Raw genomic sequence first — 22003 nt, forward strand, 5'->3', positions numbered from 1 at the left:
GCGTAAACACTTTACGTCAAACGAGAGAATCCTTTTTAGAAAGGAGAATTTAAAATCGATAATATAAACAATGAATTTCTAAACCAATATTACAACAGCCTCGTATGGTTAAACGATACACACTGGTTCGGGGTTCCAATCTGTAAACTTCCCTCTGATCTCTTTTTGTATCAAGAAATCATTTATGAATTAAAGCCCGATTTAATTATTGAATGCGGGACTTTTCACGGTGGTAGTGCACTGTATTTAGCTTCTATGTTAGATTTAATTGGAAAAGGTCACGTACTTACTATCGATATAACTCCGCAGCCAAATCGACCATCACATAATCGGATTACGTATTTAACAGCATCTTCTGTTTCTGTGCAGGCCATCCAAACAATAGTAAGCATGCGCAAACCTGATGATGTGGTTTTAGTTATTTTAGATTCTGATCATAGTAAAGAGCATGTATCCAAAGAACTATTACTATATAAATCTATCGTCACTACTGGCAGTTATATGATTGTAGAAGATACCTCCATTAATGGACATCCGCTTCTTCCCGATTGGGGTCCTGGCCCGATGGAGGCTGTGGATGAGTTTTTAACTAAAAATAATAACTTCATAATCGACGAGTCTAAACATAAATTTTTCATATCATTTAATCCAAAAGGTTTTTTAAAGAAAATAAAGTGAAACTTTAATAAGTGGGGTTTTGCTCCTCTCCCACTTATTCTATTATTTTCATTTTTGAAAAAGGATAATATACAAATTCCACCTTGCCAATTATGTTATCTTCTTCAATATATCCTAAGCCATTTCGACTATCTCTACTTACTTCGCGGTTATCTCCCATTACAAATAACTTATTTGGCGGAATTTTTGTCTTTTGAAAGTTATAAAACACTTGTGTGTTGTTAAATAAATCTTTGTTTGTATATGGTTCTTCTTGCTTTTTATCGTTCACATATACCTTTCCGTTCGTTATGTTAATTACATCACCAGGAAGCCCTATTACACGTTTCACATAATATTTCGATTCATCCGCTTCCTTTATAATGACAATTTCTCCGTGTTGTAAATTAGAAAGACGTACTACTGCTTTATTTACAAATACGTAATCTTCTTCATATAAAGTCGGCTGCATCGATTCCCCTTCCACCTTACATAAAGTAAAAGAATGGTAGCCTATGACTATCACCAATATAAATAGTATGTACTTGCCCCAGCCTCTCTTAATCTCCTTTTTCATATCCATTCCCACCTTATAAAGCGCTTTTTAACTCAAAAAATATATCACTGCACAATATGTTTCCATGCAGTGATACTATTTTTACTGTGCCTTGTTCGGTTGTTCTACTGGAATTGAATTTGCATTTGATCTATTTGTTTTTAACTCAAAATACGCATCCAAAATTTCTTTACCAATCGCAGAATTAATTCCTGATTTATCATCATTCACCCATGGTACAACAACTGAAAAAGCTACTTCCGGATCAGCATCATATGGTGCATAACCGGCAAGAGTTAAATTATAACATTTTTTTCGGTTGTTGTTCTCATCTCTTCCAATATCACTTTCTCCACCATATACTGTCTCAGCTGTTCCTGTTTTTCCCGCTGGTTTATATGGTAGACCTTTAAACGTTCCGGTACCTGTTCCGTCAGCTTCTTGAAAAACCCTTCTAAATCCTTCTTTTACATGATTAATGTACGAAGTGTCCATATCCACTCGATTTAATACAACTGGTTCAATCGACCGAACGACTTTTCCTACATCCTCTGGTCTATTCGGTTGCTCTCTAACTTCTTGTACAATTTGTGGTTTCATTCGGTAACCGCCATTTGCAATGGTTGAAATATATTGTGCAAGCTGAAGCGGCGTATATGTATCATACTGTCCAATCGCGTAATCAAGTAAAAATCCGGGTATGTTATCAGTTCTACCTACTTGACCAATTGATTCATTTGGCAGGTCAATACCAGTCGACACACCTAGGCCAAATTGTCTAAAATAGTAGCGCATTTTATTAAATGTTTCTTGTTTAATGTCTAATGGATTGTTTGGGACATAATTAATGCCTGCCATTTTTAAAGCCGTATTAAACATATAAACGTTCGATGACACTTGCAAAGCTCTTAAATCATCAATATCCCCAAATTCTTTCCACGATTTCTTCGGCTTAGAACTTCCTTTAAAATACATTGGTGCATCAAAGAAATGTGTATACGGCTTAATCGCTTCTGTTTGATATCCAGTTAATAAAGTAGCACCTTTTACAGTTGACCCTAACTCATAAGAACTTGTCATCGTTCCTAATGCATAATCTTCTATTTGCATACCGCCATCTTTATTTACAATTTTCTTTCCTGCCATTGATAAAATTTGACCGTTTTTCGGATTCATCATTACTACGAACGCACGATCCATCATCGGCTCTGCAGCATGAAAGGCTCGTAAATTCTTTTCAAGGCTTCCCTCTACTCTTTTCTGTAAATCCATATCGACTGTTAACATCAAGTTATTTCCACTTTTTCCTTCAGTCACTTTTTCTGTTCGAACAATCTTCCCTGCTTTATCCGTAATATTTTTAGACTGTTCTTTCGTTCCGTGTAGTGCATCTTCGTATTGTTTTTCGATGTAACTTTTACCAATACGGTCGTTTCGATTATAATCACGAACTAAATAATAATCTAATTGTTCTCTTGGCAACCCTTCATTTTCATTAGAAACGCTACCTAGTATAGAGCGCAGTATTTTATCATTTGGGTATTCACGTTCCCAATCTACTGTTGTATCTACCCCCGGTAAACTTGCCAACCTTTCACTAACGACAGCATATTCATTTTGACTTACATCTTTTTTAACGATTTGCGGCGTCATTTTATATCCCGCATTCATTTTGCTTTTAATGGCTAGTACTTCTAGGTCTTCTTTTGAAAGTTCACTTAATTCTTCTTGTGTAATTCTTTCCCTACGTAACTCTTCAACTTTTTTATCTAATTCTTTCCCTTCTATCTCCTGCTTTCTAAATTTACTCTCATCTTCTTTCGTTACTTTCGCTGCTGCCCGCTTTTCATTTAACTGCATCCAAAAATCCTTTTTATCTGTTTCTGTTAACTTGTCTATGTCCTCTTGCGACATTTCAATTAGCTTAGCTAAATCTCTTGCTACTTGTAAAACTTCTTTCGAGTCTACTCCTCTCATTTTCGTATATGTAACGGTTCGCAATGGTTTATTATTTACAATAACGTGACCTTGCCGATCAAACATTTTCCCTCTAGGAACGGGAGTGCTTACCGTTACATCTTCCTTTTTATTTACTTCATTTCTATACGTTTCTCCATCAATGATTTGTACTTTACCTAATTGAATTATAATAGCTGAAAATAAAAGAAAGACAATAAAAAATAGTACATTTAACCGAAATGGAATATGAGTCTTTTTCTTTTTCGATAGTTTTTTCTGCTCCTTTTTCTGTCTCATTTCGCTCCCTCGCTTCATTCTATTAACATTTCTACGCAAAGTCATTATGTATCAAATTTATTTATATGATATATATAGAATTTTATATTAATTATAAAAGAAATAAAAGATTTAATTTTCAGTTTTTTATTTTTATATCCTATTTATTACCATTCCCTGAATGCAAAATAACATGAATATTATTCTAAAAGAAAAATGGGGCAAATTTATTTTTATACCATTAGTTTACATTTCTTTGTATACTAAAGAAATAAATTTATAAAAGACATTACTTAAGGAGAGAACCAAAATGACAGATTCGTTTATCATACATACTAAAACGCCACATTGTTTAAACTTTATGATCTACATTCAAAATATGTATCTCAACCAAAAAGAGAAAAAAGGAAATTTACGTTTTCCTTACATAGCAAAAACATTACATTTCTCAAGTGACTTTGAAACAAATTTCAAAGAATTATGGCTGACTCTTCGTAAGCAAACTGCTAACGACAGATATGATTTACAAATTTTCCACGAGGAGAATCATATATTTTATAAGAAACTTTTTGACGCTAATTTATGTGATGAGGAATCATTTAAAGAATTAATATGTAGCTTTAAAGTATGGTGGACTAGCATAGTAGGTCAGCTTTCAATAGAATGTTCCGTAAGTAATTATAGTGAACAACTTTATAATGACTTAGTTTTATACTTAAAGCAAAACGAAATAGAGCCTTTACAACAGCTACATATTAGCTTACTTTATGACGATTGTGTATTCACTAAAGATAATATTACTTCTTACTCTGCTATTTTACCTATGAAACAATTTTTTATAAATTATAGAGGTGTTGTTACTACATTATCAAAATGTTTTCATATGGCTTAAAACAGCGAATACTCAAATAAAAAACTGAGGTATCTACCTCAGTTTTTTCGATAACTTATTTCATTAAAGATACCTCTTCAACAAACTCACCAATTTTATTTTGAAAAACAAAATCAAAGTTATATTCCTGTCCTGTTAACTCTTCATTTACTAAAATAGTTGTTGCTCCTACTTCCCTCTTTGCAATTTGCGGGAATGAAGCGACAGGCTGTACTTTTAGTGACGTTCCCATAACGATAAGCACATCTGTTTCATATAAACGTTTGATTGCATTTTGATATTGCGGCAATGTATCTCCGTATAAAACAACGTCTGGATTTAAAATGAAATTACACTTCTGACAGCGCGGCACTTCATGATTAATCATATACTGTAAATCATAGCCTGATTTACATTTTGGACAATGTGCTGTTTGAAGTGTTCCATGTAAATCGATGACATGCTTACTGCCACCTAATTGATGTAAACCGTCAATATTTTGCGTTAAAATCGTAATATCTTTCCCTTGTTCTTCTAGCTCAGCTAAAAAGCGATGGCCACGATTTGGTTTATATTGATGGAACGTATTAATTTGAAAGATTTCTTTATAATGCTTCCAAAATTCTTTCGGACTTCGGTTATAGTACCCTCTTGATAAGTACATCTCCACATTCGCATCAGCATATAATCCATTTGCTGAACGAAAATCTGGAATACCACTTTCCGTACTTGCACCAGCGCCTGTTAATACTGTAATTTTCTTCGCTTTTTCTAGAATTGAACGTACTTCTTCAAATTGTTGCACAAAAATCACCTCTATGTATTTTCCTATTCTTATTATACCAGTTGTTTACAGGAGGTGTTGTACAATTCATTTTACTTAATGCGTTGCGCCCCCAACCTCTACAATATCTACTTCAACTGTCGTCGTTACTTCGATTGCCAATTCTATCCCCTTACGAATAGTAGAAAGTGACATACTCGATTGCCCTGGATAATTAATCGCTTGTTCTGGTAAGAACGGAATGTGAATGAATCCGCCTTTTATTTTCTTATCATGTTTCTCTAGTTCATGCATAAGTCCATAGAATAAGTGATTACAAACGAATGTGCCTGCCGTCTGTGAAACAGATGACGGTATGCCCTCTTCGCGAAGTTTTTTTACGATTGCTTTCATCGGAAGTGTAGACCAATACGCAATCGCTCCTTCTTCTACAACCGGTACATCTACTGGCTGATTCCCTTCATTATCAGCAATTCTTGCATCATCAATATTAATTGCGACACGTTCTATCGTAATATCTGGTCTGCCCCCAGCTTGTCCGATACATATAATAATTTCCGGCGCTAGTTCTTCTATATACTCTTTTAATACGCTTATTGATTTATGAAATACAGTTGGTATTTGTTTGCTTATTATCTTGTATTCTCCAATTGTTTTTTCATGCAAACCTTTTGCTACTTCCCAAGCTGGATTGATATTTTCTCCGCCAAACGGATCAAACCCTGTTAATAATACTGTTTTCATAGTTTTATCCTCCTAATTAAAAACGATATACAAGGCCGTACATAATAAACATATTTATGATAAAAATTGAAAGAGCAATTGGTACTTGCGCTTTAATAACCGCATTTTTATCCTTTAGCTCTAAAAGCATCGCAGGTACGATATTAAAGTTTGCTGCCATTGGCGTAAGCAGTGTTCCGCAATATCCAGCAAACATACCGAGTGCTGCCATAATTGCTGGGTTTCCGCCGTGCATTTGAACTATTAAAGGTAAGCCAATTCCGCCAGTAATAACAGCAAACGCTGCGAATGCATTTCCCATTACGACTGTAAATAGCATCATGCCTAAACAGTACGCCATAACAGCAACGAACGGATACTCTGTCGGTAACACTTGTCCGACTAAATCAGAAACGACTTGTCCAACGCCCGACTTCGCAAAAATACCGCCAAGTGCCGCTAACATTTGTGGTAAAATAACAGCCCAGCCGACAGCTTGTAATAGTCTGCTTCCTTCTTGAACAGGCGTTGTTATTTTCGATTTTGTAATACGCATCGCCGCGACAAATGCGAGTAATGCACCAAGCGCTAATGCAACTAAAGTTACTTTATCTGGATCAACAAGAGAGACATTTCCCCATTTAATTTTCCCTAACGTCAACGTACCGATAATTGTAAAAATAGGAATTAATAGTGCAGGCATAAAAATTTTATTTTTTAATTTCTCAGCATGTTTTACACGTTCTTGTACTGGAACTTCTTTTTCCTCTGATTTTGTCACTTTATTTAGCGAGGCTAAAACGACCATAGCGAGCACGATACAGCCAACGTAAAACGAAGGAATTACATTTCCAAATAAAAATGTAACTGCAAACAATGCCCAAAATAAACTAGAACCGAATCTGTTTGGATGTTCACGATCGAATGCGATACGAACAGCGATAAAAGCAACAATTATCCCTAATACATAATAGATTGTATCCATTGTGATGATGTTCATATTAGATTGCCTCCTTCTCTTCTTTTCCTTCTGCCTTCATTGTTTTCTCTATATATTTATCAAACCTTCTAAATCTAATCCAGCTTACAATAAGTGCAGATATTGCTGTCGGAATGCCCCAAAGTGCCATATCCCATACACCGACATGCATACCTACTGAATCGAAGAATCCTTTCATTAATAAAATAGCACCAGTTGCGATGAAAATATCTTCTCCGAAAAACCAAGCTGTATTTTCCGCAGCAGCTGCGTTTGCTTTAATCTTTTCTCTTAATTTTTCAGGAAGTTTACCGTATTTACCTTGCGCGGCCCCTTCTGCCATCGGTGCAACGAGCGGCCTTACTGTTTGCGCATGCCCACCAATATTAAGCCCTAGTGCTGCTAATGATTCTCTTATCGTAAAATATGACATTAATACTCTTCCAGTTGTTGCTCCTTTTGATTTCGTTATAAGTGCTTCTGCTCTTTCTTTTAAACCGTAACGCTCTAAAATTCCGATTACCGGTAAAGTTAATATAATTGGCATAGACATATATCTATTTTCTATGAAAAATTTACCGAACATGCTGATCACATCATAAAAACTTAACCCTGAAACCATACCAGTAACAATACCTGCAACCATAACTACTAAAAGTGTATTTAATCTAAATAAAAAGCCCACTGCAACAAGTAGTATCCCAATTAATTTAATCATTTCTAGCACTTCCTCTCATTTTTTATTTCGGTGCACAAATAGAAATTTCATTGAGTTCGAATGTTCTGTATATTCTTTCTGCAAATTGTACTGCTTTTTCCCCATCACCGTGTAAACAAATCGTTTGCGCCTGAACTGCTACTTTCTCTCCATTGATCGAATTTACATGGCCTTCTTTCACCATTTGAAGTACTTGCTTTATCGCTTCGTCTTCATCTTTTATAAGTGCATTTTCTTCTGTACGGCTCGTTAATGTACCATCTTGCTTATATGTACGATCCGCAAAAGCCTCTTGTACGAGAGTTACTTTGTATTTTTCTGCAGCCTGTATAAATGCCACGCTATTTGCTAATCCGTAAAGTAATAGACTTGGATTTATATGATAAATTGCCTTTGCAATTGCATCTGCAATTTCCGGATTAGTTGCCGCCATATTATATAGAGCACCGTGCGGTTTCACATGATGCATCTTCCCGCCAGCCACTTTTACAAAACCGTCTAATGCACCAATTTGATATAAAACATAATCGTATACTTCACTTGCTGAAACATTCATGTTCCTTCTACCAAATCCAATTAAATCTGGAAATCCGGGGTGTGCCCCTATTGCTACGTTATGTTGCATTGCCTTTTCAATCGTTTGCCGCATAACAGACGGATCACCTGCATGAAAACCACAAGCAACATTTATAGAGGATACGAATGGAAGAATTTCATCATCATTCCCCATTTTATAAGCGCCAAAACTTTCTCCTAAATCACAGTTTAAATCGATTGTCTTCACATTATTTCCCTCCTAATTTCAGCTTCGTAAAGCAATGAATTTCTTTAATAGATTCATATTTACTTCTTGTTCTATGTACAATTGTTCCGCTTCTTCAAGCGTAATTTTCTCAAAAGAAACATAGTCCCCCGGCTTTAGCTGGGCAAGAAGAGGTAAATCTACTGAAATGATATTTCCCATTCTCGGATAGCCACCTGTCGTTTGCCTATCTGCCATTAATATAATCGGCTGTCCACCATTAGGAACTTGAATGGTTCCAAATGTAACAGGACTCGATAAAATCTCTTTTTCTTCAATCCTATTTAAAACTTCTCCCTCAACCCTGTAGCCCATACGGTCAGCATAATTAGATACCTTATACTCTTTCGTAAAAAATGCCTTTCTACTTTCTTCGGTAAATTGATCGTATTCAAAGTCAGTTATGACACGCAACTTAGGATGTTTCTTATACTTTGGTAGTACGCTGTTGCTAATTACCCATTTCGTTTTTATTCGCTCATCTTTTTGTAAGTCTTGAATGAAACGATTCGCCATTTCTGAGTACGTACCAATTTGAAAACAATCTCCTTTTTTCAGCATTCTTCCTTCTATACCACCAATCGCAGCACGTATGTACGTACTTTTGCTTTCCATTGTACGCTCAATATGTATACCACCCGCAAAAGTCACATACGCTCTACAACCACTTTTCACTTTTCCAAAACAAAGCATACTACCTTCTTCCGCTAAAATGGGACGCCATAATGGGATACGTTCTCCATTTAACAACGGTTCCATATCAACCCCACCAATTGCGAGTAAAGTCGTTTTCTTTATTAACAATTTAGGACCTAAAATCGTCATTTCTAATCCTGCTTCATTCTCTTCATTACCGACTAACATATTGATGAGCCTAAGCGCATTTTTATCCATAGCACCCCCAACAGGTACACCAAACTGTTGATAATAAGATCGCCCTAAATCTTGGACTGTTGTAAACATTCCTGCATGCAAAACTTCTACATCCATTCTTTAGCCCCCTCAAGTGATACGTACTCTTCCTTCGTTATCGGGATAAATCGTAAATACATACCACTTTGAATATATGTTGGCATTTCTTCTTTCGGATTAAATAGAGTAATAGGTGTTCGGCCGATAATATTCCATCCACCTGGTGTTTCAAGCGGATAAATACCTGTTTGATTTCCGCCAATACCTACTGAACCAGGAGAGATTTGTAACCGTGGTTTTTCTTTTCTAGGTGTTTCTAATTCTTTTGAAAGTCCTCCTAAATACGGGAACCCTGGTGTAAAACCTAGCATATATACAAAATATGTAGTTTCACTATGTATTCGAATCACATCTTCTACTTGTAAACCGTGATAATGCGCGACTTCTTCTAAATCTGGTCCATATTCTCCCCCGTAGCACACTGGTATAGAAATATGTTTCACATCCTGTTTTACTTCTTCTTTATAAGAATCACACAGCTCCTTTATATACTGGCGAACGTAATCATGTGACCTTTCACTTCTCTCATTTCCCTTCCATACTTCGTATACATTGTAGTAAACAGCTAATGAAGTAAACGACGGAACGCACTCTATCATTCCTGCAAACGGATGTTGCTGCAGTGCTTTAAATAACCGCTGTACTTTCTCATATATACCCATCTTAATTTCTTCACCAAATGTAACAATAATTGCTTGATCCCCTAACGCAGAAAATTTCATCCTACTCCCTCTTTCTATGCCAAAAAGCCGAGTTCTTTCGAAATGCGATGCGCTGTTTCTTTCACCTTCGCAATAAAATATGAAATGTTACTTTCGCTGTACTCAATTGCTAATCCTGAAATACTAATGCCTGCTACAACCGTTCCATCGCTCGCGAAAATGGGTGCTGCTATCGCGGCTGTATGATTTTCTAACTCAGAATAACTAATTGTGTAGCCTTCCTTTTTTGCCATTTGCAACACTTCTAACAATTGTTCCTTATCCACGATTGTTCCATCTGCAAACTGTTTTAAATCCACTTCCTCTATGTATCTCAGTTTCTCTTCCTCAGAGAAATACGATAGTAAAATTCTTGGACATGCACCAGCATAAAGCGGTGCTCTTCTTCCAACCGCCGTATACACGCGTACCGGCTGAACACCCTCCATCTTTTCAACGTAAATTGCCTCATTATCATCTTGAATTATTAAATTAACTGCCTGTCCTAAACTATCTCTAAGTTCTTTCATATAAGGAATTGCTATATTTCTTACTGATAATCGTTGTGAAACAAGTTGACCGAACCGTAAAAATACGACCCCTAAACGATATTTCCCCTTTTCGTTTTTTTGTAAAAACGCCATCTCTTCTAACGAGCCAATTAAACGATAAACAGATGTTTTCGGCATATTTGTAAGCCGAACCATCTCAGTTAAACTTAGCTCTTCATGCTCATAAAACAACTCTAAAATATCCATTGTCTTAACTGCCGTTTTATTTATACTCATTCTATCTCCCTTTCGTTCCAAATTACGGAACTTAAATTCCATTTTTCGAAACAAACATATAATTTAAAATTATAAAATATTCCTTCAATTCAATCAATAGATTTTAAGCAAATAAAAAAGTATGGAAGAATATCTCTCCCATACTTCACCACACTTTATAACGCTCTTACTTGTTCCAACGGCCAGAAAACAGCTTGTCCTTTTCCGACAATTTCATCTTCTGAAATAAAGCCAAACATGCGACCATCCTTAGAAACTTCACGATTATCCCCTAAAACAAATACTTGGCCTTCTGGCACTTTCGTTTTCCCAGTGATTTGTTCTAACGTAAAGTCTGGAGTTAATACACGACCTACTGCTTTTTCTTTAAACTTTTTTAAATATGGTTCTTCCATCGCTTTTCCGTTTACATATAAAACATCATTTTTATACTCAACTGTATCGCCTGGCAAACCAATTACTCGTTTTACTAAATCGTATCCTTCTTTTCCGTGGAAGACGATAATATCAAAGCGATCTAATCCACTTATACTATAACCAATCTTATTCACGAGAACTCGTTCGTTATTTTTTAAAGTGGGCATCATTGATTCACCTTGCACTAAAGAAGGTGTAAATAAAACACCGCGAATAATAGCAATTAATACAAGGGTAAAACCTATCGTTTTAGCCCAAGAGAATAATTCTTTCTTCGTATTTTCCTTCATCGTTTCTCCTCTTTCTTAAGCACTTATTTTATTATTTCAACTAATTCTTGTACTAAATTAGGATCTATTTCAGAAAAACATGATTTTCCTTCTCTTACCGCTGTACCGACATGCGCCTGCGTGATTCCAGTTTCATCTAGCAATCGCTTTATATTTTCTTTCGTCACGCCAGCTCCAGCTACAAGCTGAATTTGACCATCGCTTACCTTTTGCATTTCTGTAAGCACCGGAATATTCTCTACTATATTTCCTTGTCCACCTGAAGTTAAAACGTGAGTCACTTTATGAAACTTCTTTAAAGTTCTCATCGCTTCTACTGGATTTTCTATATCATCTATCGCACGGTGGTACGTTACATTTATTCCATCTACAACAGATAGTAAGTCCGCTAATTTCTCTTCATCCACTTCATTTCGTTCATTTAATACGCCTAATACTACACCAGCTGCTCCTAACTTCTGTGCAACTATAATATCTTCTTTCATCATTTCAATTTCTTCTTCCGTATATGTAAAAGACTTCGCATGCGGACGAATCATAACATGAATTGGTATACTTACCGCTTCTACCGCTTTTTTTATAAAAGCATAACTCGGTGTTAAACCACCTTCTGTATAAGATGAAATTAATTCAATCCGCTTCCCGCCAGCGCTTTCAATTCGTTTTACATCTTCTAAACATGTTGCAATAACCTCTAGCATGAGATGACCTCTTTTCGTGCTTTTTTCTTATTATAACATTAGTAAAAATAAGAAGCCTAGCTTTCTCCTTTAAAACTTAAAAAAGAAGAATGAAAAGAAAGATTTTTTTATTGGCAACAATTATTGGTAACATCCTATTATTCATGTACACTCCTACCACAATGAAAAAACCCGTCATTTTGACGGACTTTTCTAATTTCAAGCTTTTCTTTCCTCAGTTTTCATATCAATGCCTAATTGATCTTCCAATAACTTTACACCTTTCTTTGTAAGATGGACAGCCCGATTCTTATCCGTTTTTGTAATCCATTCCTGTTCAAAAAATAGTTTTGCTATTGCAGATCCTAACCAACCAGAAATATGGTAGCGTCTTTCACTCCAATCAAGACAAGGTTTTGCAAATACTCTCCTCTTTATATCTGCCGTTTCAATATTTATTCCAAAATTCAGAAGCCATTGCTTACCTTGTTCCGTTACAATGTATTCTCCACCCTCTAAAATTATAAATTGCCTATCTAGTAATTTTTCAGTTATCTCTACACCGAGTTTGCCTGCAAGATGATCATAACAAGTTCGAGCATAACGAATTTGTTTTAGTTGGCTTGATTGTTTTAAAGAGCGAACTTGAACTGTTGGTGCAATTGTCCCTAACTTTTCAAGCACTTCTGCAACTTCTTGATTAGCAAGTCGATAGTAACGATGTCTACCATGTTGTTCAACTGTAAGTAAATTCCCTTCTACTAATTTAGAAAGATGCGAACTAATTGTTGGATGTGACACTTTTGCCATATAAGCCAATTCACTAGCAGGTAGTGCCTGATTATTCATTAGACAATCTAATATGATTGCTCTTGTAGGTTCAGCGATTAGTTTAGCTATATATGAGATATTCGGATATACATTCATATTTCGATGATACCCTAACTATTAAATTGATACAATTATTTTAAGTTTAATAGTAAAGGAGAATTTATTATGAATGCAATTGATCTTAGTATATTAAATTTAAAAGAAACGAGAAGGCGCTCAGAAAAATTATGGAATTCTCTTCCCGATAATTTTCTTAATTGGAAGCCTAATCCTGAGGCTATGTCTTTTGGTGAGATGATTCGTCATGTATGGAGTTCAACTTTTTACTACCATATGATTATAAAAAACAACGGTTCAATAAACGACATACGTATCCCGTATGATGACGAGCCAATTACTTGTGTAAAAAAAGAAATTGAATTGGCACAATCATACTTTACTGACTTCATAGAATATATTCAATTAATAAGCATAGCGGAGCTAGATTCAAGACTTATTGATAGAAGCGATGTTGGCTATCAACGATATTTAGGCGATATGCTATTACGAATCGCCTATCATGATGCGGTCCATGCAGGTCAATTTTTACAATATTTACGAATGGTAAACTTAGAAAGACCATTAATTTGGGATTAAATACGAAAAATGTTTATACAGCCTCCAAACTGGCATTACAATAAGAATTTTTCAACAAGAAACAATTAAAAAACCATGATAATCATTTATATTAAAAACCTACACCTCAACTAAGTACTTCATACACATAAAAAGCACGGGTTTGATTACTAATCAAACCCGTGCTTTCAAAACAACTATAATATCCATAAACAATAAAATGTAAGCTTTAAAAACTACGACCGAAACGCCGCATTCGCCAACATAGACAATGTTGCATCATCCATCGGTGGATTATGCAGTCCTGCTCTGACGTTTAAATAGTAACGATGGAGCGGATTTTTTTCTGATAAACTTTTTGCTCCTACGATGCGCATCGATTTATCCACTATAGATATCGCCGCATTTGTTACAGCATATTTCACGGCTGCTAATTCTGCTTGCAGTGATAGTTTATCTTCTGCCTCATCGTACTTTTTCGCAATTTGATATAAAAAGACGCGAGCTTGCATAAGCTCGAGTTCTAATTCTCCAACTACTCTTCTAACATTCGGCAATAAACTAATAGAATGGTTTAAACTGTTTGGCTTGTATGATTCCGCAAATTGAACTGCATAATTTCTTGCTGATTGTGCAATTCCTAAATAACATGCTGGTATATGTAGCAACCAGCCAACACCCTTTTGTTTTACTTTCCCGCCTTTTATATCTGTAAAAAAGCGACTTTCTATCTCTACATTTTGTAAGACAAGGTCGTGGCTAGCAGTCCCTCGCATTGCAACGCTATCCCACGTTTCTTCAATAGATACACCGAGTGTATTTCTTGGAATAACAAACTCACCAACTTCTTCTTGGCCTTCCATACTTGCTGAAATAATAAAATAATCAAGTACTGGTGCCATCGTTGTAAAAGTTTTTCTTCCATTTATAACCCACTTCTCGCCTTGTTGAACCGCTATTGTTTCTGGTTTGCCGCCACGCGTCGGACTCCCTGTTTTCGGTTCTGTTGCTGCCCTGTTAAAGAGCGCACCATTACGTACTTCTTCGCAAAACCATTTGAACATCTCATCATTCCAAGAGCGATTTTCCGCTAGCTCTTTCACAATGCCAAGATGCCAGCCAATCGATAATGCAGTAGCTCCGCAGCCTTCCGCGATTTTCTCTTGAAATAAAACAAAGTCATATAAAGAAATCGCACTACCACCAAATTCCTTCGGTAACGTTAATTTCGTATATCCGATATCTTTCAAATCATTTATATTTTCATACGGAAATGATCCTAATTCACTTAGCTGATGCTCCCTTTCCATGAACTTCGGAATCAATTTATTTATTTGTGCAATAATGAAAGATTGTTCTTCTGTTTCAACAAATGAGAGTGCCATACTATAATCTCCTTTATGTTCGATTCATCAACCGCTCACTTTTTCATTATGATTATATGAAGCTACCTCTCTATTGTTTCACTATTCCGATAAAAATACAATGTTTTTGACTAATAAGAAAAGTTCCTATTTAAGGATAGGTTCTTTTCTTATGTTAATCTCCCTTCAATGCCTTTAATGGCAAAGAGGTTACATATCCAATATACGAGAATAATTCTTTAAAGAAGAATGGAATTTCTGTGTCTAACGTTTTATATGCTGATGTCGGCGTTGGTGAAGCATACGCTTCAATATTAATATGTTTTGCAATTCTCATTGCGCGTTTCATATGAAGTGGATCACTTACAATCGTGTATGTGCGTATTCCGTTCTCTATTCCAACTTGCTTCGCATTTTTTAAATTTTCTTCAGTGAAAAGGGATTTAGTTTCAATTAAAATATCTTCCTCTTTTACACCTTGTTTCATTGCATATACTCTTGCAGTACGTGCTTCCTCAAGTTCTGCCTCGAACTTTGTACCACCTGTAAAAATAATCTTTTTAATATTTCCTTTCTTATATAAAGAAATCGCATGATTAATTCTTTCTTTAAATACAGGAGATGGTTTTCCGTTCCATGAAGCTGCTCCTAGTACGATACCAGCATCCGTTTTCACGTCATCGTTTGCTTTAAAACGATAACTCCAAATATCGTAAGCTGCATAACTTACATATAAAATAGCAGAACAAATCATTAGTAAAAATACTTGAAAGATTCGTCTTTTCTTACTCTTCTTATTTTCTTTCATTTGTAATTGCCTCCGTACATCATCCATACTTCTATAAAAACATTTATATCAAATCGTTTTGTTTGAGTTTATTTAAAAGAAGGAACTTTACTTGTTATTTATGTATAAAAGGGTTTTCATTTAAAATTGAGGATTATCAATTCATTTTCATTTGCGGTTTTCATTACATTTTTTAAATTCATAAGTTTATTACCATACAACTACATTGTAACGAATTTTTTCTCAGAAGGGAACGATGAAACAAAAGGAATTAAAATAAAGTAGCATTTTGTAAGAAAAAAGGTATATTTTTCATGTCTCACGAACAATATACCTTTCAAAACACGAATTATAACTTTTCTTTATATAACTCTAATTTTTCTAACAATTGTTCTTTTACGCCTGGCCATTCACTCGAGATAATACTGTACACCACCGCATCTCTCACATAACCATTCGGTAATTTTCTTTCATTTCTAAGCACACCTTCTTTTACTGCGCCTAATCTTTCAATTGCTCGTTGTGCTTTTTCATTTCTTGCATCCGTCTTAATTTGCACTCTCAGCATATGCAGTTTTTCAAAAGCATACTGGAGAAGCATATACTTACACTCTGTATTTATACTCGTACGTTGTACACTCGGATGATACCACGTTTGCCCTAACTCAACTGTCTTATCTTCTACTGAAATATTATATAAACGTGTACTTCCTACAATCTTATTCGACTGTTGATCTACGGTTACGAAAGGTATTTGATTACCTCTTCCGTAGCCCTTTATCGCTTTTTGAACGTATTGTTGCATATCTTGCACACTATCCATTTTAGAGATTAAATACGCCCAAATATCCTGATTTCCTTCTACAATCGAAAACAAAGTTTCGACATCAGTATTATCCATTAACCGCAACTTTGCTCTTTCGTGAATAATTTCCATTTTTAAGCCCCCTTTGCTGTTACTATATCATAAGAATCAAAAACGTATTATAAGAATAAGAAAATATAACGAAAAGAATTCTTTTCAAATATATTCTTCTCGTATAAGGTAGGAAGCCCCATCAGTAACCCTTAAAAAAATAATTTTTTGATAATTTCCAATAAATTCTATATAATGATAAACGGGAGGGGATAAAAAATGCTAGATCAAATTACTTGGGGAACGCCAGGCAGCTTATTATGCTTAGGGTTCTTTTTTGCGGGACTAGGAATCTTCTTAAGAAGCGTTACGTCGTATACGAAAAATAAATAAGAATATCCCGCTTTTAAACAAAAAAAGCCCTCTTTTTACAGACGGCTTCTTTTTTATAACTTTACCTTATTAAAATTTTAAAGCAATAAATAAGCAATCGGCGTAATAATAAGTAACGTTAAAATCGTTCTCTGCACATATAAAATAATAAGTTCAGATACTTTTAATGGAATATCTGTTGATAATATACAAGGAATGGAAGCGGAGAAAAACAAAATAGATGATACGGAAACAACTGCAATAACAAACTTTGTCACAATTGGTGCACTTACTACTAATAATGACGGTAAAAACATTTCTGCAATACCAACTGATGCGGCTTTAGCGGCTAAGTCTGCTTCTGGTAATTGTAATAGCCATGTAAATGGATAGAAAATATAACTAATCCAATCAAATATTGGCGTGAACTTCGCTAAGACGATACCAATTAATCCTACTGACATAATAGATGGTAAAATTCCCATCGTCATAATAAATCCATCTTTTAAATTCACTGCAATATTTTTCATAATGCTCGGTGCAGATTTTGATACTTCTAACGCATCTTCCCAAGCACGTTCTAACATTTTCTCTTTATAAACAGGCTCTGGGAACCCTTCTTCTGTTACATATGTATCTGGTTTTCTACTAAGGGGTGGGATTCTTACGGTGATAGCAGTCACGATGAATGTTACAACAAGTGTAGTCCAAAAATAAACATTCCATAAATGCATAATATCTAATGTTTTTGCGATGATGATCATAAATGTAGCGGATACTGTAGAAAATCCTGTAGCGATAATCGCCGCTTCTTTTGTCGTATACTTTCCTTCTTTATACACGCGATTCGTAATAAGGAGAGCAAGCGAATAACTTCCAACGAAGGACGCAACTGCGTCGATTGCCGATCTCCCCGGCGTATTCCATAATGGCCTCATAATTGGCCGACAAAATGTACCGATAAATTCAAGCAATCCATATCCGACTAATAACGCTAAAAACGCCGAGCCAATTGGAACGAGCAAACTTACTGATATGACTAGCTTCTCATACAAAAACGGACCAACATCTGGCGCAAAGAACCAAGCTGGTCCTACTTTTAAACAATATAATATGCCAAAAACAACGCCAACTACTTTTAAAATAGAAAAACAAATGTCTACGATAGATGCATTCCATTTCTTCGTATAAAATGGATAAATCGCACCAATTGCCATAACAAATAATGCATAATAAGGTACTATGCCTGGAACCGAAGCCCTAATCCACGATACGATATGATCAATCATAATAGACGATGCACCGTTTATCGTAACAGGAACGAAAAACATAAACACCCCAACAAGACTAGCAAGTATAAACCGAAGAATAATTCCCTTCTCTCTCCCTGTCTTAATTACATTACTCTTTAATTCAATTTCACTCAAAATTCGACACCTCCTATTATCTAAATATTCTGTATAATTATGTTATATTCCTTCTTTCCATTTCTACTATTTAATCGTATGAAAAAGCCTATTTTAAAATAGGCTTTTCTATTACCTCTCATAATCATCCACAATCACTTGAATGATACGATACGATTCTTCTGCTACTTTTTCATTACTATCCCTATTCGTATCATATGTAATTAACGCCTTCCAAAGTGCCCATCCTCTTGCTCTATTCCACGTTTCTTCATCTATGCGCAATACTTCTTTAAATACGTTTCTGCTATTCTTATCAAAAAAAGTCCATGCCATCGCCGCATCACAAGCAGGATCTCCTACACCTAAAATACCAAAATCAATTACAGCACAAAGCTTTCCGTCCTTAACGAGTAAGTTTCCAGGTGCAACATCCCCATGAACCCAAACTGGTTTACGCTCCCACGTTGACTGAAGTGCTAAATCCCAAAGATGCTTTAATACGATTTCATCAAAAACGTCCTTATTATTTTCGATCGCACCTCTCGCCTCTTTATCATATACCGATATAAGTCCGCCCCTGTAAAAATTATGTGCTCCAGCTAAAGGGCCGTTACTCGCATTAATAGATTGCAATTCTACTAAAAAGGATCCTAAGTCCGCCGCAAATTCATTTAAATCACGAACATTTTGTTTCGTAACTGTTTCTCCCTCTATCCACTTATTAATAGACCAAGGCAATGGATACGCTTCAGACGGATTTCCTTTCGCAATTGGTGTAGAAATTGGTAAAGAAAGTCTCTTACTTAATATAGGAAGCCAACTATTTTCTTTCTCTACTTGCGGTGCATATGCCGCATCACTTGGCAATCTTACACTCATCTCATACCCTAAGTGAAACGTCCTATTATCATGCCCACTAAACTTTACAGGTTTCACTTCTAAATGGGCCCATTCGGGAAACTGTTCCTGTATTAACTTTTCAACTAAACTTACGTTAATTGGATGCATTCACATTCTTCTTTTCTTTTGAAACTTACTAAGCCCATCCGTACTTCCAACATATTCAAAATTATTTTTCTTATAAAAATCATTCAACGTACGATTATGCCCCACGCAATCTAACTTCAAATACTCTTTGTCATGTTGTACATTCTCTTCTATCCACTGTAAAATCCATTCTCCAATTCCGTTCCCCTTATACTTCCGTTTCACCGCAAATCTATGAATATATAATGAATTAGAAACTTCCTCTTTACCAAAAATATGTTCATCCCATTCATTTTGTTTAGGAGAAACTGTAACCGTACCAACTATTTCATCTTCTTTCAGAACAACATATGTATATTTCTCTCTTATACATTCTAGTATTTCAGCCGTAGCTTCCTCTCCTAAAAGATACTGCCACTGATCCACTTCTTTATATTGTAGCCATTGTGCTACTTCTTTTAATAGAGTAATAATGCTATCGCTTTCCTCTTCAGTAGCAGTTCGAATTGTATATTCTTTAACTGTATTTCTCTCCATATCGCTGTTCCCCTTTCCTATCGCTATCATACTGATAAACGCGTTCTACCGTCATTTTCGTCGGTAACGTATTCAACATAATAACCTTGATTCCTTGCGTTTTCATACATCAATTCAATCTGTTTTTGATCTTTAGCGTAAATTGTGACGTATGTACAATCCGCAACTAGTAAAACTAATTCACACTTACTCTCTTTAAATGCTTCATATGTTTCAATATCTACTACTTCCTCTCCTTTTGAATACGCTTTTAAATCTGCAAAAATAACATAATATATATTGTCTTTAAATAATATTTTCAAATCTGATCCTTCCACTATACTTGGTCCTTCTGGAAATAATGCCTCATCCAATCCACCACGTGCTATTAAGTATGACTCCTCACTCCCTACCCACCAATCATATGAAGAAATATCAATTGGCTTTAACACTTTCCAAAGTAAATTATCATATTCATTTGGAATATCTACTGTAATTCCTCTTTTCATTTATTTGCTCCTAGCTTATTTATTTTCGTTTTCATTTCATACATTATATACCAAATTAAATTACCATATTTTGTCGATATCTATGTAACTTGTATTTCACCGCGAAAAAAAACCGTCCCACTACTTATGAAACGGTTTCTTTATGCTTATTAAGTTTTTCATGCAATTGTTGCACTGCGCTTTAAAATAACTTCTAATATATTCACCACATCAGTCATTCTTAATGCTCACTTCGACTTCACAAAATAATATAAAAACCATACCGCATGATTTTGTTCATCCGCAGCTATTCTCCGTAACAAATCTTTCAGATGTGCATCCGATGTCTCATCTGAAATTTCCAAATAAAAATCTACTGTCTTTTGCTCATCTTGTATAGCGAACTCTAATCCTTGTAAGTAGGTATTCGGACAGTCTTCGGTAATCTGTGGTTTCGGCTGCCTGCCAGTTAAATTCGTATAAATTTGTACAAAGTGATGAAAATGTTTTATTTCATCATTACGAATTTCAAGAATTTGTTTTTTCTCTGCTTGACTTGGAGCCATATTCGCTAATTTTGCATAGCAGCTTATGGCGCTATACTCTCCATTTATAGCTTTTTCAATATCACTAATCAACTTATCATTTTGCCTATAACAATCATAATAATTTGAATTATACATCGTATCCCCCCATACTTTCGCTTACCATTTTATGCATTTAGAAATAGTAGGAGCCTGTGTATATAACGGGACGGCTTTAGAATGAAAGAAAAGTTTGAGAAAAGGGTCTATTTTGCAAAAGAATTACTTATGCATAAAAATAACACTATTGTATACTGTGGCTATAAACTCTCGCGGGAGTGGGAAAATACATTCGCGAATCAACGAGAAGTTCAACATGATGCGGTGCGAAGCTATTATGAATTCAGTGACATAACTAGGAGGTTCCGCTATGCCATCTTTATTTAAAACTATGGAGTTCCAGCTAAAAACCGAACGACTTGACCTGAGTATGTGGGAGGAATCCGATTCAGTTTGGATGAGAAAATTAATTGGCGAACGTGGTGTGGACATGCCAGCCCTTAATTCCGTTCGTAGCCGGCTTATTGAGATGCGCAAGAAAGCAGACGAAAATGGCATTTCCCTTCTCACTATTCGTAGGCGAGACGAAGGCGATTTTATTGGATACTGTGGCTTGATTATCGGTCGTTCCACACTTGAAGAGCCGGAGATTGCATACGAATTGTTCCGCAGCGCTCATGGAAAAGGTTATGCGACTGAGGCAGCAGCCGTTGTACTGGACGCTGCAATTGCTACTGGGCGCCAAAGACTTTGGTCGACTGTAGGTGCTTGGAATATCGCTTCCCTCCGGGTACTAGAAAAGATAGGATTTAAGCGTCATCACAGTACGTGGGATGACGAACGTGGTGAGATTGTCTGGAATGTACGTGACCTTTAGAGATCCCGACTTAATTCTAAACATAACACTTTTCAACAATTAGGTGTTTACATTGAGGAAAAGCCAGAAAAATTAACAAACTTTATTATCAGCAAATATTCATTCTTCAGCTTATAGATTTCATCAAAAAAAAGCTCTCTACTA

Annotated in this window: 25 protein-coding genes; 4 read left to right on the forward strand and 21 right to left on the reverse strand. The window is 35.5% G+C overall.

Annotated features, from left to right (window positions below):
* The first annotated feature begins 54 nt into the window (after positions 1 to 54).
* Positions 55 to 678: a cephalosporin hydroxylase family protein gene (locus tag HMPREF1014_RS15335; protein ID WP_074595418.1), complete on the forward strand. Its 624-nt coding sequence runs from the start codon at positions 55 to 57 to the stop codon at positions 676 to 678.
* Positions 679 to 712: 34 nt separating this feature from the next.
* Here HMPREF1014_RS15335 and lepB (HMPREF1014_RS15340) read toward each other — a convergent pair whose 3' ends face one another.
* Together lepB (HMPREF1014_RS15340) and HMPREF1014_RS15345 are read right to left on the reverse strand one after the other, a co-directional pair.
* The gene (lepB, locus tag HMPREF1014_RS15340; protein WP_001986493.1) at positions 713 to 1234 is read right to left on the reverse strand and encodes a signal peptidase I; all 522 of its coding nucleotides are present in this window, start codon (positions 1232 to 1234) and stop codon (positions 713 to 715) included.
* Positions 1235 to 1315: 81 nt separating this feature from the next.
* Positions 1316 to 3469: a peptidoglycan D,D-transpeptidase FtsI family protein gene (locus HMPREF1014_RS15345; protein WP_001249182.1), complete on the reverse strand. Its 2154-nt coding sequence runs from the start codon at positions 3467 to 3469 to the stop codon at positions 1316 to 1318.
* A gap of 289 nt (positions 3470 to 3758) precedes the next feature.
* Here HMPREF1014_RS15345 and HMPREF1014_RS15350 point away from each other — a divergent pair, with 289 nt between their 5' ends.
* Complete coding sequence (locus tag HMPREF1014_RS15350; RefSeq protein WP_000132264.1) at positions 3759 to 4340, forward strand: hypothetical protein; 582 nt, start codon at positions 3759 to 3761, stop codon at positions 4338 to 4340.
* 55 nt (positions 4341 to 4395) lie between these two features.
* Here the strand turns inward: HMPREF1014_RS15350 and HMPREF1014_RS15355 are convergent, their stop codons facing one another.
* The 11 genes from HMPREF1014_RS15355 to HMPREF1014_RS15405 form a co-directional block, all read right to left on the reverse strand.
* Positions 4396 to 5124, reverse strand: a complete 729-nt coding sequence (locus HMPREF1014_RS15355; RefSeq protein ID WP_001183808.1) for an NAD-dependent protein deacylase — start codon at positions 5122 to 5124, stop codon at positions 4396 to 4398.
* Between the two features lie 75 nt (positions 5125 to 5199).
* Entirely contained in the window at positions 5200 to 5847 is a 648-nt protein-coding gene (pcp, locus tag HMPREF1014_RS15360) for a pyroglutamyl-peptidase I (RefSeq protein WP_000859701.1), read from the reverse strand.
* A 16-nt stretch (positions 5848 to 5863) separates the two neighbouring features.
* Positions 5864 to 6826 carry a DUF979 domain-containing protein gene (locus HMPREF1014_RS15365; RefSeq protein WP_001021658.1) on the reverse strand — a complete coding sequence of 321 codons (963 nt, stop codon included), beginning with the start codon at positions 6824 to 6826 and terminating at the stop codon, positions 5864 to 5866.
* Position 6827: 1 nt separating this feature from the next.
* Entirely contained in the window at positions 6828 to 7523 is a 696-nt protein-coding gene (locus tag HMPREF1014_RS15370) for a DUF969 domain-containing protein (RefSeq protein WP_000593384.1), read from the reverse strand.
* Positions 7524 to 7545: 22 nt separating this feature from the next.
* Positions 7546 to 8307 carry a 5-oxoprolinase subunit PxpA gene (pxpA, locus tag HMPREF1014_RS15375; RefSeq protein WP_000848280.1) on the reverse strand — a complete coding sequence of 254 codons (762 nt, stop codon included), beginning with the start codon at positions 8305 to 8307 and terminating at the stop codon, positions 7546 to 7548.
* Positions 8308 to 8325: 18 nt separating this feature from the next.
* A complete protein-coding gene (locus tag HMPREF1014_RS15380; protein ID WP_000382256.1) occupies positions 8326 to 9315 on the reverse strand; it encodes a 5-oxoprolinase subunit C family protein in 990 nt (329 codons plus the stop codon).
* Positions 9306 to 10019 (reverse strand): 5-oxoprolinase subunit PxpB, encoded by a 714-nt coding sequence (gene pxpB, locus HMPREF1014_RS15385; protein WP_000672273.1) that lies wholly within the window; start codon positions 10017 to 10019, stop codon positions 9306 to 9308. Before pxpB ends, HMPREF1014_RS15380 begins: the two co-directional genes overlap by 10 nt.
* A 14-nt stretch (positions 10020 to 10033) precedes the next feature.
* On the reverse strand, positions 10034 to 10786 hold the full coding sequence (locus HMPREF1014_RS15390; RefSeq protein ID WP_000026391.1) for an IclR family transcriptional regulator: 753 nt from the start codon (positions 10784 to 10786) through the stop codon (positions 10034 to 10036).
* A gap of 155 nt (positions 10787 to 10941) precedes the next feature.
* Positions 10942 to 11493 carry a signal peptidase I gene (gene lepB, locus HMPREF1014_RS15395; protein ID WP_000662498.1) on the reverse strand — a complete coding sequence of 184 codons (552 nt, stop codon included), beginning with the start codon at positions 11491 to 11493 and terminating at the stop codon, positions 10942 to 10944.
* Between the two features lie 23 nt (positions 11494 to 11516).
* Entirely contained in the window at positions 11517 to 12194 is a 678-nt protein-coding gene (locus HMPREF1014_RS15400; protein WP_000895111.1) for a copper homeostasis protein CutC, read from the reverse strand.
* Between the two features lie 198 nt (positions 12195 to 12392).
* Positions 12393 to 13100, reverse strand: coding sequence for an ArsR/SmtB family transcription factor (locus HMPREF1014_RS15405; RefSeq protein WP_001103812.1), 708 nt, complete (start codon positions 13098 to 13100; stop codon positions 12393 to 12395).
* 69 nt (positions 13101 to 13169) lie between these two features.
* Between HMPREF1014_RS15405 and HMPREF1014_RS15410 the strand changes: the two genes are divergently transcribed.
* Positions 13170 to 13640 (forward strand): DinB family protein, encoded by a 471-nt coding sequence (locus tag HMPREF1014_RS15410; RefSeq protein WP_000991276.1) that lies wholly within the window; start codon positions 13170 to 13172, stop codon positions 13638 to 13640.
* Positions 13641 to 13855: 215 nt separating this feature from the next.
* Here the strand turns inward: HMPREF1014_RS15410 and HMPREF1014_RS15415 are convergent, their stop codons facing one another.
* The 8 genes from HMPREF1014_RS15415 to HMPREF1014_RS15450 form a co-directional block, all read right to left on the reverse strand.
* Entirely contained in the window at positions 13856 to 15004 is a 1149-nt protein-coding gene (locus HMPREF1014_RS15415; protein ID WP_001218343.1) for an acyl-CoA dehydrogenase family protein, read from the reverse strand.
* A gap of 154 nt (positions 15005 to 15158) precedes the next feature.
* Entirely contained in the window at positions 15159 to 15791 is a 633-nt protein-coding gene (locus HMPREF1014_RS15420) for a YdcF family protein (protein ID WP_000662213.1), read from the reverse strand.
* A gap of 328 nt (positions 15792 to 16119) precedes the next feature.
* Positions 16120 to 16707 carry a GNAT family N-acetyltransferase gene (locus HMPREF1014_RS15425; protein ID WP_000402580.1) on the reverse strand — a complete coding sequence of 196 codons (588 nt, stop codon included), beginning with the start codon at positions 16705 to 16707 and terminating at the stop codon, positions 16120 to 16122.
* Between the two features lie 389 nt (positions 16708 to 17096).
* Complete coding sequence (locus tag HMPREF1014_RS15430; protein WP_001289414.1) at positions 17097 to 18425, reverse strand: YjiH family protein; 1329 nt, start codon at positions 18423 to 18425, stop codon at positions 17097 to 17099.
* Positions 18426 to 18536: 111 nt separating this feature from the next.
* Positions 18537 to 19415 (reverse strand): aminoglycoside phosphotransferase family protein, encoded by an 879-nt coding sequence (locus HMPREF1014_RS15435; RefSeq protein WP_000553372.1) that lies wholly within the window; start codon positions 19413 to 19415, stop codon positions 18537 to 18539.
* Entirely contained in the window at positions 19416 to 19931 is a 516-nt protein-coding gene (locus HMPREF1014_RS15440) for a GNAT family N-acetyltransferase (protein ID WP_000440851.1), read from the reverse strand.
* Positions 19932 to 19957: 26 nt separating this feature from the next.
* Positions 19958 to 20419 (reverse strand): DUF2691 family protein, encoded by a 462-nt coding sequence (locus tag HMPREF1014_RS15445; RefSeq protein WP_000820207.1) that lies wholly within the window; start codon positions 20417 to 20419, stop codon positions 19958 to 19960.
* 227 nt (positions 20420 to 20646) lie between these two features.
* Complete coding sequence (locus HMPREF1014_RS15450) at positions 20647 to 21081, reverse strand: ferritin-like domain-containing protein (RefSeq protein WP_000282818.1); 435 nt, start codon at positions 21079 to 21081, stop codon at positions 20647 to 20649.
* Between the two features lie 271 nt (positions 21082 to 21352).
* Between HMPREF1014_RS15450 and HMPREF1014_RS15460 the strand changes: the two genes are divergently transcribed.
* Complete coding sequence (locus tag HMPREF1014_RS15460) at positions 21353 to 21859, forward strand: GNAT family N-acetyltransferase (RefSeq protein WP_001139528.1); 507 nt, start codon at positions 21353 to 21355, stop codon at positions 21857 to 21859.
* The last annotated feature ends 144 nt before the right edge of the window (positions 21860 to 22003 follow it).

This window comes from Bacillus sp. 7_6_55CFAA_CT2 (assembly GCF_000238655.1).
Classification (GTDB): domain Bacteria; phylum Bacillota; class Bacilli; order Bacillales; family Bacillaceae_G; genus Bacillus_A; species Bacillus_A cereus.

Coding starts and splice junctions, on each gene's coding strand:
- HMPREF1014_RS15370 (WP_000593384.1), bottom strand. CDS start 7,523: ATGATTAAATTAATTGGGATACTACTTGTTGCAGTGGGCTTTTTATTT.
- HMPREF1014_RS15445 (WP_000820207.1), bottom strand. CDS start 20,419: ATGAAAAGAGGAATTACAGTAGATATTCCAAATGAATATGATAATTTA.
- HMPREF1014_RS15350 (WP_000132264.1), top strand. CDS start 3,759: ATGACAGATTCGTTTATCATACATACTAAAACGCCACATTGTTTAAAC.
- HMPREF1014_RS15460 (WP_001139528.1), top strand. CDS start 21,353: ATGCCATCTTTATTTAAAACTATGGAGTTCCAGCTAAAAACCGAACGA.
- HMPREF1014_RS15345 (WP_001249182.1), bottom strand. CDS start 3,469: ATGAGACAGAAAAAGGAGCAGAAAAAACTATCGAAAAAGAAAAAGACT.
- HMPREF1014_RS15405 (WP_001103812.1), bottom strand. CDS start 13,100: ATGAATGTATATCCGAATATCTCATATATAGCTAAACTAATCGCTGAA.
- lepB (WP_000662498.1), bottom strand. CDS start 11,493: ATGAAGGAAAATACGAAGAAAGAATTATTCTCTTGGGCTAAAACGATA.
- HMPREF1014_RS15425 (WP_000402580.1), bottom strand. CDS start 16,707: ATGGAAATTATTCACGAAAGAGCAAAGTTGCGGTTAATGGATAATACT.
- HMPREF1014_RS15420 (WP_000662213.1), bottom strand. CDS start 15,791: ATGAAAGAAAATAAGAAGAGTAAGAAAAGACGAATCTTTCAAGTATTT.
- pcp (WP_000859701.1), bottom strand. CDS start 5,847: ATGAAAACAGTATTATTAACAGGGTTTGATCCGTTTGGCGGAGAAAAT.
- HMPREF1014_RS15380 (WP_000382256.1), bottom strand. CDS start 9,315: ATGGATGTAGAAGTTTTGCATGCAGGAATGTTTACAACAGTCCAAGAT.
- HMPREF1014_RS15435 (WP_000553372.1), bottom strand. CDS start 19,415: ATGCATCCAATTAACGTAAGTTTAGTTGAAAAGTTAATACAGGAACAG.
- HMPREF1014_RS15410 (WP_000991276.1), top strand. CDS start 13,170: ATGAATGCAATTGATCTTAGTATATTAAATTTAAAAGAAACGAGAAGG.
- lepB (WP_001986493.1), bottom strand. CDS start 1,234: ATGAAAAAGGAGATTAAGAGAGGCTGGGGCAAGTACATACTATTTATA.
- HMPREF1014_RS15390 (WP_000026391.1), bottom strand. CDS start 10,786: ATGAGTATAAATAAAACGGCAGTTAAGACAATGGATATTTTAGAGTTG.
- pxpB (WP_000672273.1), bottom strand. CDS start 10,019: ATGAAATTTTCTGCGTTAGGGGATCAAGCAATTATTGTTACATTTGGT.
- HMPREF1014_RS15450 (WP_000282818.1), bottom strand. CDS start 21,081: ATGTATAATTCAAATTATTATGATTGTTATAGGCAAAATGATAAGTTG.
- HMPREF1014_RS15365 (WP_001021658.1), bottom strand. CDS start 6,826: ATGAACATCATCACAATGGATACAATCTATTATGTATTAGGGATAATT.
- HMPREF1014_RS15415 (WP_001218343.1), bottom strand. CDS start 15,004: ATGGCACTCTCATTTGTTGAAACAGAAGAACAATCTTTCATTATTGCA.
- HMPREF1014_RS15440 (WP_000440851.1), bottom strand. CDS start 19,931: ATGGAGAGAAATACAGTTAAAGAATATACAATTCGAACTGCTACTGAA.
- HMPREF1014_RS15400 (WP_000895111.1), bottom strand. CDS start 12,194: ATGCTAGAGGTTATTGCAACATGTTTAGAAGATGTAAAACGAATTGAA.